At 62.9% G+C, this 15,339-nt stretch carries 17 protein-coding genes; 12 read left to right on the forward strand and 5 right to left on the reverse strand.

Going from position 1 to position 15,339, the window contains the following annotated elements; all coding sequences use genetic code 11:
• Positions 1-3: 3 nt before the first annotated feature.
• The 7 genes from VJ923_RS04470 to hflX all read left to right on the forward strand — a co-directional run bounded on the left by VJ923_RS04470 (position 4) and on the right by hflX (position 7,799).
• On the forward strand, positions 4-708 hold the full coding sequence (locus VJ923_RS04470) for a regulatory protein RecX (RefSeq protein WP_326438980.1): 705 nt from the start codon (positions 4-6) through the stop codon (positions 706-708).
• A gap of 203 nt (positions 709-911) precedes the next feature.
• Positions 912-2,504, forward strand: a complete 1,593-nt coding sequence (gene rny / locus VJ923_RS04475; protein ID WP_326438982.1) for a ribonuclease Y — start codon at positions 912-914, stop codon at positions 2,502-2,504.
• Positions 2,505-2,507: 3 nt separating this feature from the next.
• Positions 2,508-3,593 carry an ATP-binding protein gene (locus VJ923_RS04480; RefSeq protein ID WP_326438984.1) on the forward strand — a complete coding sequence of 362 codons (1,086 nt, stop codon included), beginning with the start codon at positions 2,508-2,510 and terminating at the stop codon, positions 3,591-3,593.
• Between the two features lie 130 nt (positions 3,594-3,723).
• Entirely contained in the window at positions 3,724-4,053 is a 330-nt protein-coding gene (locus VJ923_RS04485) for a stage V sporulation protein S (protein WP_455423868.1), read from the forward strand.
• Between the two features lie 12 nt (positions 4,054-4,065).
• Positions 4,066-5,424, forward strand: coding sequence for a tRNA (N6-isopentenyl adenosine(37)-C2)-methylthiotransferase MiaB (gene miaB / locus VJ923_RS04490; protein ID WP_326438986.1), 1,359 nt, complete (start codon positions 4,066-4,068; stop codon positions 5,422-5,424).
• On the forward strand, positions 5,417-6,343 hold the full coding sequence (gene miaA / locus VJ923_RS04495) for a tRNA (adenosine(37)-N6)-dimethylallyltransferase MiaA (RefSeq protein WP_326438988.1): 927 nt from the start codon (positions 5,417-5,419) through the stop codon (positions 6,341-6,343). The genes miaB and miaA overlap by 8 nt, the downstream gene beginning before the upstream one ends.
• A 136-nt stretch (positions 6,344-6,479) precedes the next feature.
• Entirely contained in the window at positions 6,480-7,799 is a 1,320-nt protein-coding gene (hflX, locus tag VJ923_RS04500) for a GTPase HflX (protein WP_326438990.1), read from the forward strand.
• Positions 7,800-7,876: 77 nt separating this feature from the next.
• Here hflX and lexA read toward each other — a convergent pair whose 3' ends face one another.
• The gene (lexA, locus tag VJ923_RS04505) at positions 7,877-8,515 is read right to left on the reverse strand and encodes a transcriptional repressor LexA (protein WP_326438992.1); all 639 of its coding nucleotides are present in this window, start codon (positions 8,513-8,515) and stop codon (positions 7,877-7,879) included.
• 297 nt (positions 8,516-8,812) lie between these two features.
• Here lexA and nrdR point away from each other — a divergent pair, with 297 nt between their 5' ends.
• From nrdR to VJ923_RS04530, 5 genes are all read left to right on the forward strand, one after another.
• Positions 8,813-9,259, forward strand: coding sequence for a transcriptional regulator NrdR (gene nrdR / locus VJ923_RS04510; RefSeq protein WP_326438994.1), 447 nt, complete (start codon positions 8,813-8,815; stop codon positions 9,257-9,259).
• A gap of 5 nt (positions 9,260-9,264) precedes the next feature.
• On the forward strand, positions 9,265-9,699 hold the full coding sequence (dut, locus tag VJ923_RS04515; RefSeq protein WP_326438996.1) for a dUTP diphosphatase: 435 nt from the start codon (positions 9,265-9,267) through the stop codon (positions 9,697-9,699).
• A 13-nt stretch (positions 9,700-9,712) separates the two neighbouring features.
• Entirely contained in the window at positions 9,713-10,207 is a 495-nt protein-coding gene (locus tag VJ923_RS04520; protein ID WP_326438998.1) for a hypothetical protein, read from the forward strand.
• 121 nt (positions 10,208-10,328) lie between these two features.
• Positions 10,329-10,871 (forward strand): hypothetical protein, encoded by a 543-nt coding sequence (locus VJ923_RS04525; protein WP_326438999.1) that lies wholly within the window; start codon positions 10,329-10,331, stop codon positions 10,869-10,871.
• Between the two features lie 105 nt (positions 10,872-10,976).
• The gene (locus VJ923_RS04530; RefSeq protein WP_326439001.1) at positions 10,977-11,906 is read left to right on the forward strand and encodes a prenyltransferase; all 930 of its coding nucleotides are present in this window, start codon (positions 10,977-10,979) and stop codon (positions 11,904-11,906) included.
• Between the two features lie 2 nt (positions 11,907-11,908).
• Here the strand turns inward: VJ923_RS04530 and gluQRS are convergent, their stop codons facing one another.
• The 4 genes from gluQRS to VJ923_RS04550 are packed head-to-tail and all read right to left on the reverse strand — an operon-like array spanning position 11,909 to position 15,331.
• Positions 11,909-12,889, reverse strand: a complete 981-nt coding sequence (gluQRS, locus tag VJ923_RS04535; RefSeq protein WP_326439003.1) for a tRNA glutamyl-Q(34) synthetase GluQRS — start codon at positions 12,887-12,889, stop codon at positions 11,909-11,911.
• An 11-nt stretch (positions 12,890-12,900) separates the two neighbouring features.
• Positions 12,901-14,286 carry a phenylacetate--CoA ligase family protein gene (locus VJ923_RS04540; protein WP_326439005.1) on the reverse strand — a complete coding sequence of 462 codons (1,386 nt, stop codon included), beginning with the start codon at positions 14,284-14,286 and terminating at the stop codon, positions 12,901-12,903.
• A 6-nt stretch (positions 14,287-14,292) separates the two neighbouring features.
• A complete protein-coding gene (locus VJ923_RS04545) occupies positions 14,293-14,736 on the reverse strand; it encodes an amino acid-binding protein (protein ID WP_326439007.1) in 444 nt (147 codons plus the stop codon).
• Position 14,737: 1 nt separating this feature from the next.
• The gene (locus VJ923_RS04550) at positions 14,738-15,331 is read right to left on the reverse strand and encodes an indolepyruvate oxidoreductase subunit beta (RefSeq protein WP_326439009.1); all 594 of its coding nucleotides are present in this window, start codon (positions 15,329-15,331) and stop codon (positions 14,738-14,740) included.
• Positions 15,332-15,339 lie beyond the last annotated feature (8 nt).

Here is a 15,339-nt window from a genome sequence, read left to right on the forward strand (position 1 = left end):
CCCATGCCCGATAAAGCTGCCATACTTGCCTCGCTCAGGGCGGATATCGCCGCCCTCGAGGCTGGGCAGAGCGCGCCCGACTCCCGAAGCGATCGCTTCTCTTCGCCCGAGCCTCGCGACCAACACGCCCGCACCGTGCTTGCACCAAGCGCATTCGAGTTGGGCAATGGCCGGATGGGGGAGCGCGCAGGGCACGATGCGGCTTCGGAAAACGAGGGGGCCGCCGATAAAACAGCCGATATGGCCTATCGGAGAATACTGCGCTGGGTGTCCGTTCGGGAACGCTCGAGCGCCTACCTTCGAGATCGCCTCCTCAAAGACGATTTCGCTCCGGCGGACGTGGAGGAGGCCCTGTCCCGCGCCGCGCGCGTCTGCATCGTCGACGACCGGCGCTACGCCGACGCCCTTATCCGCATGCGACTTACGGCGGGCAAGGGACTGCGCGATGCCGAGCGGGAAATCGCCGAGCTCGGCATCGACCCCGCGTCCCTCGATGCCTGGATAGAGCACCACGAGCAAGGGCGCGACTTCGAGGTGCAGCGCGCCCTTACGGCGCTGCGTCGCCGTCCGCCCCGGGCGAAGCAGGCGCGCGAGGCCGCGTTTCGCCGCCTTGTGAATCAGGGGTTTGCCACCGATATCGCCTCATGCGCCGCCCGCCAGTGGTACGAGGAGCGCGAGCGGGAAGGCGACTCTCGGGACCATTCATGACTTTACTCCTTTGCGTCTGTCGAAAGCCACGGCCATACGCTATACTATCCTGCGTGGCTTAAGAGCATACGGCCCTCAAGGGCATTTAAGATAGAGAATTCCATAGTCCTCGTATCTTTGCGCAACTATGCTCATGCCCGGCCACGGGCATTTTTTATGACATCGAATGGGCATGAAAGCCCAGATGAAAGGAGGAAACGGCCATGGATATCGTCACAATTGTCTTCGTGATTGTCGCAATCGTCATCGGCCTTGTCCTCGGTTTCATCGTCAATCGACTCATTGCCAGCTCCTCCACCAAGAACGCCGCCCGCGAAGCGGCGAGCCTGGTGGAGGATGCCAAAAAGCAAGCCGAGACGCTGCGACGTGAAGCCGCTGTAGAGGCCAAGGACGAGGCTCTTCGCTATAAGCAGGAGATGGAGCAGGAGAACAAGGAGCGCATGCGCGAGGTCCGCTCGGCGGAAAACCGCATAGCCCAGCGCGAGGAGACGCTCTCTCAGCGCGAGGAATCGCTCGATCGTCGCGTGGAGTCCCTTGACGCCCGCGAGCACCAGCTCTCTTCTCTTCAGGGCCAGGTCGAACGCCGCGAGCGCGATGTGGAGGAGGCCGAGAACGCCATCCAGCGCCATCGCGACGAGGCCCAGGTCGAGATCAACCAGGCTCTCGAGCGCGCCGCCGGCATGAGCCCCCAGGAAGCCAAGGAGGAGCTGCTGGAGACCATTCACGACGAGGTCACCCGCGAATCCGCCGTCATCATCCGCGATGCGGAGACGCGCACCAAGGCCGAGGCCGACAAAAAGGCCCGCGAGATCTTGAGCCTCGCCATCCAGCGCGTGGCCGCCGACCACTCCGCCGAGTCCACGGTCTCCACCATCCACATTCCCTCCGACGACCTCAAGGGCCGCATCATCGGCCGCGAGGGCCGCAACATCCGCTCCTTCGAGCAGCTCACGGGAACGAACCTCATCATCGACGATACGCCGGAGTGCGTCACCATCTCCTGCTTCGACCCGGTTCGCCGCGAGATCGGCCGCGTCACCATGGAGAACCTCATCGCCGACGGTCGCATCCACCCGGCCCGCATCGAAGAGATGTACGACAAGGCGGTCAAGCTCGTGAACCAGCGCGTCCAGGAGGCCGGCGAGCAGGCCACCTTCGATGCCGGCATCCACGATCTGCACCCCGAGCTGGTGAACACCCTCGGTCGCCTCCGCTACCGCACCTCCTTCGGCCAAAACGTGCTGAACCACTCCCTCGAGGTCGCCTACCTGGCCTCGGTCATGGCCTCGGAGCTCGGCCTCGACCCCATCCCGGTCAAGCGCGCGGGCCTGCTGCACGATTTGGGCAAGGCCGTCGATCACGAGGTCGAGGGCAGCCACGCCGTCATCGGCGCCGATTTGGCCCGTCGCTTCGGAGAGCGCCCCGAAATCGTCCATGCCATCGAGGCTCACCACAACGACATCGAGCCCAATTCCGTGGTGGACGTGCTCATCCAGGCTGCCGACGCCGTCTCCGCCGCTCGCCCCGGAGCCCGCAAGGAGACCCTCGACGCCTACGTGAAGCGCCTCGAGAAGCTCGAGGAGATCGCCAACTCCCATAAGGGCGTCGAGCGCACCTATGCCATCCAGGCCGGCCGCGAGGTCCGCGTCATGGTAGAGCCCGAGGTGGTGGACGAGTCCGCCTCGGTCGTGCTCGCTCACGACATCGCCCAGCAGATCGAAAACGAGATGCAGTATCCCGGCCAGGTCAAGGTCGTGGTCATTCGCGAGAGCCGCGCGGTGGATTACGCCAAATAAGCCATGGCCGACGAAGCACTCACGGAATTCATAGACGACGTATGCGGCGAGAGCCGTCTCCGGGTCGAAGCAGACCTCGGGGACGGCTTCGTCCGTCTAAGGTCCTCAGAGGCCGAGCGGCGCCAAGCAGCCCAAGACATCCGATCGAGCGAGGATATCGTCATCGAGCTTCTGCGCAACGCCCGCGACGCCGGGGCTCGGCACATCTTCCTTGCCACGCAAAAGGTGGGGGAGCGGCGCTTGCTCACGGTCATCGACGACGGCGCGGGCATCCCCGAGGCTTTGCACGAGCGCGTGTTCGAGCCCCGCGTCACCTCCAAGCTCGACAGCGCCCATATGGACAAGTGGGGCATGCACGGGCGCGGCATGGCGCTGTTCTCCATCTCCGTGAACGCCGAAGAGGCCAGCGTGCTGCAATCGGCCCCGAACCTCGGCACCTGCCTGTCGGTGACGACGGACGCCACAAGGCTGGGGGAGAAGACCGACCAATCGACGTTTCCCCGATTCGAGCGGGAGTCGTCGGGCGCCTGGGCCATGCGCGGACCGAAGAACATCCTGCGCACCACCGCGGAATTCGCCCTGGAACATCGAGGCGATTGCGAGGTGTTCACCGGGACGCCCGTCGAAGTGGCGGCCACGCTCTACGACAGGGGCGCCGCGTCGCTCTCGCCGGCAGTGCGCGCCTTTGGGGGGCAGGGCCTCGACCTTTCCTTCGTGAAGCGGCTTGCCCTCGCCTCCGATCCTGCGGATCTGAGCGAGCGCTGCGAGGCCATGGGGCTTCCCTTATCAGAGCGCTCGGCGCGACGCATCCTCGATGGGGCCATAGCGCCCTTGGAAAATCTCACCGATCGCATGGCCAACGAGTCGTTTCCCGCTGCCCCTTCGCGCGAAAAGCCCGTCCCCGGCGCTCGAGGACGAGCGCGCGGCCTGAAGCTGGCCCCCGAGGACGCCGAGGCCCTTCGCCGCGGTGTCGCCCGCCTGATGGAGCCCATCGTCGAGGGGTATTACCTGGAAGCAGCCGGGCAGGCCGACATCTCCGTCAACGCCGAGGCCATCCGCATCACCGTTCCCATACGGAGGATGCCTTAGCTCCTCTGCGCTGTTGCACCCGCTCTGCCCAACGGGTAAAATGAGCGATCGACGTCGGAGCCCTCGGGCGTCCGGCATGAAACGAACCACATTCAGAGAAGAACCGCACCACAAACGACAAGGACGCGCTGTGCCTACCACCGAATCCAAACCCGCCATCGGGTGTCTCAAAGTATCTTCGAAATCTTCCCCCGCCTCTGTGGCCGGCGCCATTGCCGGCATGATCAAGGACGGCGCTTCGGTGGAGATACAGGCTGTGGGCGCGGGAGCTGTCAACCAGGCAGTCAAGGCCGTTGCCATCTCGCGCGGATTCCTCTCGCCGGTGGGCATCGAAATCTGCTGCATCCCCTCCTTCGCCGACATCGTGATCGACGGCGAGTACCGTACGGCCATCCGCTTTGCCGTGGAGCCCCGCCACAGCGCGGCTGTCGTAGCCCCCGAAGCGGTTGCGGCGCTTTAGGGGCGAAATCCGATGAGCAGCGTCTTCGAAGGGACCACCTTCTGCATTCACACCTTCGGGTGCCAGATGAACAAGCACGACTCCGAGCGCGTGAGCGGCATGCTCGAGGGCCTCGGCTCGTTTCCGGTAGAGACCATCGAGGAAGCCGACCTGGTCGTGTTCATGACCTGCTGCGTGCGCGAGGCCGCCGACACGCGCCTCTACGGGCAGGTTGCCTCCATGAAGAACATTCCCTTGCGCGAGGGCTCGCCGCTGGGCAAGCGCTACAGCGCCGTTGGCGGCTGCATCGGCCAGCGCGACGGCGAAAAGCTCCTTAAGGCTCTGCCGCACCTTGATGTGGTCTTCGGCACCCACAACCTCGGCTCGCTGCCGGGACTGCTCAGACGCGCCATCGAGCGCCACGACCGCGCGTCTGAGGTGCTTGAGGCGGGAGAAGCGTTCTCGTCCGATCTGCCCACGGCCCGCGAGCATGCCTGGGCCGCATGGCTTCCCATTACCGTAGGCTGCAACAACTTCTGCTCCTACTGCATCGTTCCCTACGTGCGCGGCCGCGAGAAGTCGCGCAAGCTGGAGGACATCGCCCAAGAGGCGCGCGGCTACGTCGAGGCGGGCGTGAAGGAGATCACCCTGCTCGGCCAAAACGTGAACTCCTACGGGCGCGACCTTTACGGCGAGCCCCGTTTCGTTGACGTGCTCGATGCGGTAGACGCGACGGGCATCGAGCGGCTTCGCTTCGCCACGAGCCACCCTAAGGACCTCACCGATGAGGTCATCGAGCGGTTCGGCACCCTTCGCTCGCTCATGCCGGCGCTCCATCTTCCCGTGCAATCGGGCTCCAACCGCATCCTTGAAGCCATGAACCGGCGCTACACCCGCGAGCGCTACCTGTCCCTTATCGAGAAGCTGCGCGCGGTGCGCCCCGACATCGCCTTGTCCACCGACATCATCGTAGGTTTTCCCGGTGAGACCGAAGCGGACTTCATGGAGACCTACCGCCTCGTTGAGGAAGTGGGCTACAGCCAGGTGTTCACGTTCATCTATTCCAAGCGCGAGGGCACGCCGGCCGCCGAGATGGAAGACGATACGCCCCGCGAGGTCATCCAGGACCGATTCGACCGCCTTGTCGATTTGGTGCAGCGCAAGGCCTTTGAGGCGAACCAAGCCGAGCTCGGCACCGTCGTCGATGTGCTCGTGGAGGGCACCTCGAAGCGCGATGGCGCCATCCTCGCCGGCAAGAGTCCCAAGAACCAAACGGTTCACGCTCCCATTCCCTCCGGCATCGATGCGGCGGCCCTTATCGGCTCGATGGTTCCAGTGCGCATCGAAGAGGCGAGAACCTGGTACCTGTCGGGCACGGTCGTCGATGCTTGATATCTCCGCGCCGGTCATCGCCCTTGTAGGGCCGACGGCCTCGGGCAAGACCGATGCCGCCCAAATCGTGGCCGAGCGGATCGGCGGCGAGGTGGTGAGCGCCGATTCTATGCAGATCTATCGTGGCATGGACATCGGCACCGGCAAGCTCCCGGTCTGCGAGCAGCGCGTGCCGCACCACGGATTCGACCTCGTCGACCCCGGCGAGCCCTATTCTGCGGCGCTCTTCCAAGCCTATGCGCGCGATGCGTTCGCCGACATCGACCGCCGGGGCAAGCGGGCGGTGCTCTGCGGCGGCACCGGGCTCTACGTGCAAGCGGCCCTCGACGATTTCTCGTTTCCCAAAGGGGACCAGGTGGCAAACCCCGTTCGCGAACGGTGGACGGCCTTCGCCAAGCAGCATGGGGCCCAAGCGCTCTGGGACGAGCTCGAAAAGCGCGACCCCCGCAGCGCTGCCGCGCTTCACCCCAACAACGTGCGCCGCGTCATTCGCGCCTTCGAAATGCTGGAGGAAGGGGAATCCTACGCGGATCAGAAGGAGCGCCTCTCCTCGGTGGCGCCCTTCGTTCCCGCTGTTCAATTCGGGCTCTCGGTTGACCCGGAAGTGCTCAACGCCCGCATTAACGCGCGAGTCGATGCCATGATCAAGGCAGGTTTGGTGGAGGAAGTGCGCGACCTTCTCTCCAGCGGCTTTCGCCAGGGCGTCACAGCACCTCAGGCCATCGGCTACAAGGAAATCGTCGAGGCCCTCGAGGGGCGCTGCACGCTGGATGAGGCCATCGAAGCCATCAAGCTCGCCACACGCCGCTATGGAAAGCGACAGCGCACGTGGTTCAGGCGCGACAAGCGCATCCGCTGGATTAACGCCAATGAAGGAGACGCGGAACAGGTAGCGAACGAGATTCTCGCGCAACTGTGATATCATAGCGAGCGTTTCGCGGCACCGCTGCGTGCCCCGTTTAAGGAGTGATGCTCATGCGCCTGTAACGACTGATACTTTTTTCCTACTACCCCTTGAGGGGCTATCTGTCGTTACCGCATAAGGAGCATCTTCTATGACTGAATACGAATCCGTAATCCAAAAAGGTCCGGCCACCATGGCCGAAGAGCGTCGCGAGCGCGCCGTCCTTGTCGGGGTCGACCGTCCAGGACTCGCCTGGCCCCTGGAATCGTCCCTTGCCGAGCTCGCGCGCCTGGCCGATACCGCCGGGGCCGATGCAGTGGCCACCACAACGCAGCGTCTCGAATCGCCGAACCCCCGCACCTTCGTCGGCTCGGGCAAGGCCGAGGAGATCGCCGAGTTGGCGCGGGCAACCGAAGCGGATCTAGTGATCTTCGACGATGAGCTTACGCCCTCGCAGCAGGCGAATCTCGAGAAGATCATGGACAAGTCCGTGAAGGTCATCGACCGAACGGCGCTCATTCTTGACATCTTCGCGCTGCATGCCACCTCGAAGGAGGGACGCCTGCAGGTGCGTCTCGCCCAAAACCAGTACCTCTACCCGCGTCTGCGCGGCATGTGGGCCCACCTTGCCTCGAATCGAATGGGCGGCGGCGTGGGCTCGCGCTTCGGTGAGGGCGAAAGCCAGCTCGAGGTCGACCGCCGCATGGTGCGCAAGCGCATCACGAGCATTCGTCGCGAATTGGAGCATCTCTCCAGTGTTCGCTCGCTGCAGCGCGAGAGCCGTTACGGCAGCGGCATGTTCAAGGTGGCCCTCGCCGGCTACACCAATGCGGGAAAAAGCTCGCTGATCAACCGCCTGACGGGCTCAGAGGTTCTCAGCTACGACAAGCTCTTTGCAACCCTCGATTCCACGACACGTAAGTTCGAGCTGCCCGAAGGCCGCGAGGTCACCATCACCGATACCGTCGGCTTTATCCAGAAGCTGCCGACAACGCTCGTGGAGGCCTTCAAGTCCACCCTGGACGAGATCACGGGCGCAGACCTCATCCTGCATGTGGTCGATGCCTCATCGCCGGAGTTCGAGCCTCAAATCGACGCCGTGCACGAAGTGCTCGACCAGATCGGCGCCCAGAAGATTCCGACGATAACGGTGTTCAACAAGTGCGATCTGCTCGATGCCGACATGTTCGCCGGGCTCAATCGGCGCTTCCCTCACGCTCAGTTCGTCTCGGCGCGCACGGGAGCGGGCATAGACGTCCTCATCGGCGCCATCGCCCAAGCGGCGTCGGCGACAGACACGAAGCTCGATGTGTTGATACCCTACCAGCGCGGCGATCTGGTCTCGCTGGCCCACGAGCGCTGCCACATCGTCACCGAGAGCCACGAGGCAGAGGGGACGCGCATCCAGATGCTCGCTGCCCCAGCTTTCGCTAGCGCCTTCTCCGGCTACCTCGCCTCCGACGACGTGTAAGCCAATGCCCCCGACAAAGCGACAACGGCCCCGATCTCAATCGGGGCCGTTGTCGCTTACCGGGGAGCAAAACGGAGCTAGAGGCGCCGGAACACGGCAACCACTTTGCCCGCTATAGCGCAGTTGGTGGTGATGATGGGCTCCATGGTGGAGTTCTCGGGCTGAAGACGGATATGGTCGGCCTCTCGATAGAAACGCTTCACCGTGGCTCCGTCGTCGATGATGGCCACCACGATATCGCCATTGTTGGCCACCGGCTGCTCTTTGACCACCACGTAATCGCCGTCGTTGATGCCGGCTTCGATCATGGACTCGCCGCGCACCGAAAGCATGAAGGAGGGAGCATCGCCCACGATATCAGTGGGCAACGTAATAGTGTCGGTAATGTTCTCCTCGGCGAGGATGGGGGAGCCCGCGGCCACATTGCCCACGAGCGGCACGTTGACGAGCTTGCTGTAGGCAGCCGCAAACGCCGTGGAGGGGGAGGGCACTTCTTCGATGGGGTAGGTGAGGGCAATGGAGCGGGACTTCAGGGGGTCGCGCTTGATAAAGCCCTTATCCTCCAGCGCCTTCAGATGCACATGGACCGTGGAGGGGGAGGAGAGGCCCAACGTCTGGCACACCTCGCGCACGGTAGGGCCATAGCCCTTCTCGCGAATGCACGCTTCAATGCAGTCGAGAACCGCCTGCTGTCGCTTGGTCACTTTCTGGGTCATAGAGCGTCCTTTCAAATAAAGCGTACATTTGTTTCTAAAATCTCTTGACGTGAACCTTTGTTCGCTCTATTATAACTGCGAACAAAGGTTCTACGCAAGAGGTCAGGAGTAAAAAATGGCACGCTATGAATTTCCCATCGCCTTCGCTCTCAGCACCATTGCCTCGTTTCTCATCTTCTTCGCCTAAGTCGCGCCTCATCCGATGTCGCGAAGGTAGCAATGTTTTGAAGAGGGGAGAGGTTTTGACTAGGTAGGGTATCATAGGTAATCAACTCACCAATCAGAGAAGGAGAACCCATGCGCTGTCCTTCATGCGGCTACCTTGAATCGAAAGTCGTCGACTCGCGCTCGGCCGACGAAGGCGCCTCCATCAGGCGTCGTCGCGAATGCCTGGAATGCGGCATGCGTTTCACCACCTACGAGCGCATCGCCGAAAACCCCATTCTCGTCACGAAAGCCGACGGCTCATCGGAGGTCTTCGATCGACAGAAGCTTATGCGCGGTCTGCTCATCGCCTGCGCGAAACGCCCCATCACTCCGGAGAAGATCGACAACCTCATCTCGAGTATTGAATCCGAACTTCGCTCCGGCCAGCGCAACGAGATTCGCTCGCGCGATCTCGGCGACATGGTGCTTGCGCGCCTTGCCGGCCTCGACGACGTAGCCTACATCCGCTTTGCCAGCGTCTACAAGGACTTCCAGAACGTCGAGGAGTTCTCCGAGGCCTTGAAGGACTTGGGGTAAGAATCATGGATGTGATGATACAGCGGCTCGACGAAGCGCTTCCGGCGCCTTCCTATGCCCATCCAGGCGATGCCGGCCTCGATTTACGCGCCGCCGAAGATGGGGAACTGAAGCCCTTTGAGCGTGCTTTGGTGCCCTGCGGCTTCGCCATGGCCATTCCCGACGGTTTTGCCGGCCTCGTCATCCCGCGAAGCGGCTTGGCCGCCAAGCACGGCATCTCCATCGTGAATGCACCGGGACTGGTAGACAGCGGCTATCGCGGAGAGATCAAGGTCGCCCTCGTCAATCTCGACCCCCATGAATCATTCTCCTTCAAAAAGGGGGAACGCATCGCGCAGATGATGATTGTAGCTACCCCCTCTATCACTTTACATAACATTTCAGCACTGCCAAACAGCGATCGAGGCGCCCAAGGCTTCGGCAGCAGCGGCGTTTCTTAGAATCGAGCCAACTATGAGCGAGCACAACGAGCAAAACACCGAAGCCCCTCAGCAGCCGGAGGCGCCACAAGAGCCCTCGAATGCGCTGCAGAACACTGACCCTAACGGGCAGTTGGTCCAAGACCAGCAGCGAGCGCTCATCGAGGCCGATTTGAAATCTGCCCGCACGCTTTCCACTGTAGCCACCATCGCAGGGCCTGTCTCGTTTATTTTGGGAGGCATGGCACTCAGCACCGTCGCGCTCGTGTGCGGCATTATCTCGTTCTTGAAAGTAAGAAGGCTACTGCCCGTCATAAACGACTCCCAGCGCAACTTTGCCATGGCACTGCGCCAAACGGCCATTCTAGGTATCGTCGTAGGCGCGGCAGCGCTCATCATCAACGCCATTGGCGTCGCGCTCATGATGCCCGTTCTCCTGGAGGCTATGCAGACCGGAGACTTCAGCGCCATCCTCGGCGAGGGAGCGACCGTCTCCCAGCCCTCAAACGGCGGCAATGCATGGGGCTAAAGCAAACCCAATACGCTACAATAGGCGCATCTTTTTAGATACCGTAATAAGAAAGGCTGATAATATGGGTTATGTAAAATTAATTTCTCGATCAACTATACAGGGAGTTTTGGCTGCTCTGGTGGCTGTTTTGGCTCTCTCCTTCGGAATGGTCTCTCTCAGCGGTTGTGCGGGCGGCCAGACTGATGAAGATGTCATTCGTGCCTCGCTGACTTCCGAACTGGACAGCATCAAGAACATCGACGACGCTTTCGTCAGCGAGTTCAACGAGTCCATTAACATGAGCCAGCTGTCGGTCTACGGCATCGATGGCACCGAGTTCATGAAGTCCTATCTCGATGGGTTCAACTACGCCATCGACTCCATCACGGTAGACGGAGATACCGCCACGGCCCAGATCACGCTCACCTGCAAGAGCTACACAGGCTACCAGGCTGCGCTCGAGCAGGCCGTCCAGGAAATCACCGCCGACCCCGATTCGCTGGCGGCGCTCTCCAGCGACGAGATCAACCAGAGGATCGGTGAGATCGTCATCGGCTCCCTCGACGGCGTGGAGCTTGCCGCCACGCAGCCGATTACCATCAACTACACGAAGGTTGACGACACCTGGGAACCGGCTTCTTCCACCTCCGGCGACATTGCCGCGGCGCTGATGACCAACTAAAGGCGCCGCCAGCTTGCAAACCTTTCGAAGGGCGCCCTTCTCGGGCGTCCTTCTTTTATAATGCCAGGTAAACAAACATCTCTCACAATGAAAGCGAATTCGAACATGGGTTCTGCATCAAGTCAATCCAGTAGGGGAGCGCGCACTCCCCTCTCCCCTCGCCTCGCGATTCAGCTGGCTGCTCCGCACACCTGGCCGGCAGCCATCATGCCCGTGCTCGTTGCCGCCAGCTGCGCCCTGGCCGTAACCGGGTATCTCGATACGGCTATGACCTGGCTTCTTCTTCTCATTTGCATCCTGATGCAGTCCTCGGTGAACACCTTCAATGACTACTTCGACTTCGTTAAGGGTACCGACACTGCCGACGATAATGTGGAAGCGTCAGACTCGGTGCTCGTCTACAACGATGTCAACCCGAAGTCAGCGCTCGTTTTGGCCATCGGGTTTCTCGTCATCGCCTTCGCGCTGGGCATCTACGTCATCATGCAGGCCGGATTCATTCCCTTGGTCATCGCTCTTGTAGGGGCCGTCATCGTCGTCGCCTACTCCGGTGGCAAGACCCCGATATCCTATCTGCCCATCGGCGAGGCCGTAAGCGGCTTGGTCATGGGCGGCCTCATCCCGCTCGCGTGCTACCACGTCCTCTCGGGATCGTTCACGTTCTTGGCGCTGCTGTGGGCCCTGCCGACTATCGTGGGCGTGGGCCTCATTATGATGACCAACAATACCTGCGATATTGAAAAGGATATCGACGCGCAGCGCCGAACGCTCCCCTGTCTGCTCGGACGCGACAAGACGCGCAAGCTCTATCATGGCCTTATGGTGGCCTGGGTTCTCGCTATCGTGTTCATTATCGCCATCTGGTTTTCTCGGGGCATTGTCGTACTCCCCTTTTTGGCTCTTGCCTCATACCCCCTCATCATGGGGTTGTGGAAGAACCTTTTGACCCCCGCCGCTCGCATCGGCGCCATGGGGCAGATTTGCGCGCTCAACGTGGCTCTGGGCGCCCTCTACGCCGCAGCCCTGCTCGTTTAGGCCTAGCGCCAGGGAATTTGCACCAAATCCGGGATTCGCCCGAGGAACTGCTCAAGCGAGAATCTCCCGAGCAGTTCCTCGGGCGTCGCAGGCTCATCGCTTTCAGCCAGGCCCGTGATGCCGGCAATATGCCCTACAATAGCTTGGGGCGTGCGGAACCGTTCCAAAAGCTCCTCGAGGGAGGCATCTTTGTCCCGCTTCGAAAGACGGCGATCCCTCTCCCCTATCAGCAGGGGCACATGGGCGTAAGTCGGGTGAGGAAGACCCAGCAGCTCTTGCAGATACATCTGCTGCGGCGTCGAGCACAGAAGATCGACGCCCCGTACCACCGATGTGACGCCCTGGGCGGCATCGTCGACGACCACGGCGAGCTGGTAGGCGAAGGCTCCGTCGGAGCGACGCACAAGAAAATCTCCGCAATCGCGCTTAAGCTGCTGGCCGTAGGGGCCCTGAATTGCATCGGCGAGCGACAGCTCCCTCTCATCCACCATAAGCCGCATCGCCGGCGCCCGGCCGCCTGCTTCCCGCTCCGCGCGCTCCTCGGCGCTCAGATGACGGCACGTACCGGGATAAACCGGCTTCTCCCCGCGATGCGGGGCCGAGGCGGCGAGAAGATCGGCCCGCGTGCAGTAGCAGGGATAGATAAGCCCTCGCTCGCTCAGAATATCGAAGGCGGCATGGTAGGCCTCATCGCGATCATGTTGGAAATAGGGACCTTCGTCCCAGTACAGCCCCAGCGCCTCGAAGTCTCGCTGCACCTGATCGATATAGGCGGTCTTGGAGCGCTCGCGGTCGAGATCCTCGATGCGCAGCACAATGCGCCCGCCCTTGGACTTGGCCACAAGCCAGGCCGCAAGGGCGGCGTAGACGTTGCCCGCATGCATGCGCCCCGTCGGCGATGGGGCGAACCGGCCAACGACAGGTGCGCCGGCCGACTCGCTCCCGCTCGAATGACATCCGACCTGTTTCGGCTGCGCAGGCAAAGTGCTCGCCGCTATTTCTCGCGACGGTCGTCGACGTGCTTGGCCTTGCCGATGGCGCGCTCGATGCCGCCGGGCTCCACCAGGCGCACCTCCGGCGCCACGAGCAGCGTGCCCTTGAGCTTCTCGGCAATACGGGCCCGCAGGCCGTCCATGGCCTCGAAGGAGTCGCGGAATGCCTCGGGGCGCAGCTCGGTCTCCACGATGAGCGCGTCCATGCCCCCGCGCGTCTCCACGATGATGTGGTAATGCGGCGTGACCTCGTCGATGCCCGAAAGCACATCCTCGATTTGCGAGGGGAACACGTTGGTTCCGCGGATGATGAGCATGTCGTCGCAGCGGGATCGCACCTTATCCATGCGCGCGAGGGTGCGTCCGCAGGCGCACGGCTCGGTGGTGACACGGGTCAGGTCGTGCGTGCGGTAGCGCAGCACGGGAATGCCCTGCTTGCACAGCGGCGTGAGCACCAGCTCGCCCATCTCGCCCTCGCCCACCGGCTCGCCCGTCTCGGGGTCGACCACCTCCCACAGGATGTGGTCCTCGGCGATGTGCTGCTGGAAGCGCTCGGCGAGGCACTCGCCCGACACGCCGGGCCCCATGACCTCGGTCAGACCGTAGTTGTCCGTGCACACGATATGCATGCGCCGCTCGATTTCGGCCTTGAGGCCCGGAGGGCACGGCTCGCCGCCGAACAGGCCCACGCGCAAGGGCGACTTCTCCCAGTCGTACCCCATGGCCTCCCCCACCTCGCAGATGTGCATGGCGTAGGAGGGCGTGGCGATGAGCACGGTGGTGCCGTAGTCGTCGATCATCTGGATATGGCGCTCGGTGTTGCCCGAGCCGGCCGGGATCATGGCGCAGCCGAGGCGCTGCAGGCCGTAATGCAGGCCGAAGCCCCCCGTGAACATGCCGTAGCCGAACGCCATCTGGGCCATGTCGCCGGGCACGACGCCGGCCATCTGCACGAGGCGGGCGATGCACTCGCTCCACATATCCATATCGTCATCGGTGTAGCCGACCACCACGGGCTTGCCGGTAGTGCCCGACGAGGAGTGCAGCTCGCGAATCTCGTCCATGGGCACGGCGAACAGCCCGAAGGGGAAGGTCTCGCGGAGCACCGCCTTATCGGTGAAGGGCAGCTTGCGCACATCCTCGAGCGTCTTGATGTCCGAAGGGGATACGCCCGTCTCGTCCAGCTTCTCCCGGTAGTAGGGCACGCGCTCGTAGGCATAGGCTACTGTTTCCTGCAGCTTCTCGAGCTGCAGGGCTCGTATCTCCTCGCGCGGCGCGCACTCGATCTCGGGCTTGTAGATGGGCAGGGCGTCGAAGCGGCCCGCGGCGGCAGCGGCCAGGGCCGCCCCCTTCGCGGTCACATCGATGGGTTCCATAGCGTCGGCCACGTTCGCTCACGCCTCCTTCGCAGCACGCTCGGCAACGATGCGCGCGATGTCTTCCTGGGAAATGAGCTCCACGGGCTCTTCGGTCAACAGCTCGTGGGCGCGCTCCGGGTCGTTGGTGGAGAGCACGATATAGGTGGAAATCATCGAATAGCTGTAGACCACGTTGATGCCGCATCGGGCGAGCACGCCCATGACGCGCGACAGCTCCCCGGGTTTGTCCACGAGCTTGAGGCAGAGCACCGGCGAGATGACGCACGCGCAGCCCGCCTCCTGAAGGGCCTCGAGGGCCTCGTCGGGCTTGTCTACGATGAAGCGCAGAATGCCGTACTCTCCGGTATCGGCTGCCGAGAAGCCGCGCACCGAGACGCCGGCGTCCTCGAACAGGTCGAGCACGCGGTTCATGTGCCCCGGGCGGCTGTTGGCGAATACGCTGATCTGGGAAACGGTCATGCTAGTTGCCCTCCTTCTCCAGGACGAGGGCCCGCCCGGCACGGAAAGCGGTGAGGTTCGCCTCCACCGTCTTTTCGGGCACGCGCTCGGCCACGGTCTTCTCCCACACCTCGACGGGGACATCGAGCCGCGCAGAAAGCGCGCCCACGAGCGCCACGTTGGCGCACTTCGCATTGCCCGCCGCCCGCGCGATGCCGTCGGCGTCGATGAGCAGCGCGCCGGCCGCCTCAAGGCGCTCGCGGGCTCGCTCGGGCATGGAGGCGGCGCCGGTGAGCACCGGCAGCGGGCGGATGGCCACGTCGTTCACGATAAGCGCGCCGCCCTCCTTCAGCTGGGGCAGGTTGCGCAGCGCCTCGGTGGTCTCGAAGGCGACGATGATGTCGGCGGCGCCCAGGTCGGACACCATGGACTTCACGTCCTCGCCCACGCGCACCACCGTGGTGACGGCGCCGCCGCGCTGGGCCATGCCGTGAATCTCGGACACCTTCACATCCAACCCGGCCCTCATGCACCCGAAGGCGAGCAGGTCGGCGGCGAGAATCGTTCCCTGGCCGCCCACGCCGCACAGAAGCACGGTTTTCGTTGCAGTTACCATGAGCGGAC

The sequence above is a fragment of the Adlercreutzia shanghongiae genome (genome assembly GCF_035830635.1).
Classification (GTDB): domain Bacteria; phylum Actinomycetota; class Coriobacteriia; order Coriobacteriales; family Eggerthellaceae; genus Adlercreutzia; species Adlercreutzia shanghongiae.

Bases quoted from the DNA above. Each gene is read 5' to 3' on its own strand.
- VJ923_RS04530 (WP_326439001.1), top strand. From the start codon at position 10,977: ATGGGTTCTGCATCAAGTCAATCCAGTAGGGGAGCGCGCACTCCCCTC.
- VJ923_RS04520 (WP_326438998.1), top strand. From the start codon at position 9,713: ATGAGCGAGCACAACGAGCAAAACACCGAAGCCCCTCAGCAGCCGGAG.
- VJ923_RS04550 (WP_326439009.1), bottom strand. From the start codon at position 15,331: ATGGTAACTGCAACGAAAACCGTGCTTCTGTGCGGCGTGGGCGGCCAG.
- miaA (WP_326438988.1), top strand. From the start codon at position 5,417: ATGCTTGATATCTCCGCGCCGGTCATCGCCCTTGTAGGGCCGACGGCC.
- lexA (WP_326438992.1), bottom strand. From the start codon at position 8,515: ATGACCCAGAAAGTGACCAAGCGACAGCAGGCGGTTCTCGACTGCATT.
- hflX (WP_326438990.1), top strand. From the start codon at position 6,480: ATGACTGAATACGAATCCGTAATCCAAAAAGGTCCGGCCACCATGGCC.
- dut (WP_326438996.1), top strand. From the start codon at position 9,265: ATGGATGTGATGATACAGCGGCTCGACGAAGCGCTTCCGGCGCCTTCC.
- rny (WP_326438982.1), top strand. From the start codon at position 912: ATGGATATCGTCACAATTGTCTTCGTGATTGTCGCAATCGTCATCGGC.
- VJ923_RS04470 (WP_326438980.1), top strand. From the start codon at position 4: ATGCCCGATAAAGCTGCCATACTTGCCTCGCTCAGGGCGGATATCGCC.
- VJ923_RS04480 (WP_326438984.1), top strand. From the start codon at position 2,508: ATGGCCGACGAAGCACTCACGGAATTCATAGACGACGTATGCGGCGAG.
- nrdR (WP_326438994.1), top strand. From the start codon at position 8,813: ATGCGCTGTCCTTCATGCGGCTACCTTGAATCGAAAGTCGTCGACTCG.
- VJ923_RS04545 (WP_326439007.1), bottom strand. From the start codon at position 14,736: ATGACCGTTTCCCAGATCAGCGTATTCGCCAACAGCCGCCCGGGGCAC.
- miaB (WP_326438986.1), top strand. From the start codon at position 4,066: ATGAGCAGCGTCTTCGAAGGGACCACCTTCTGCATTCACACCTTCGGG.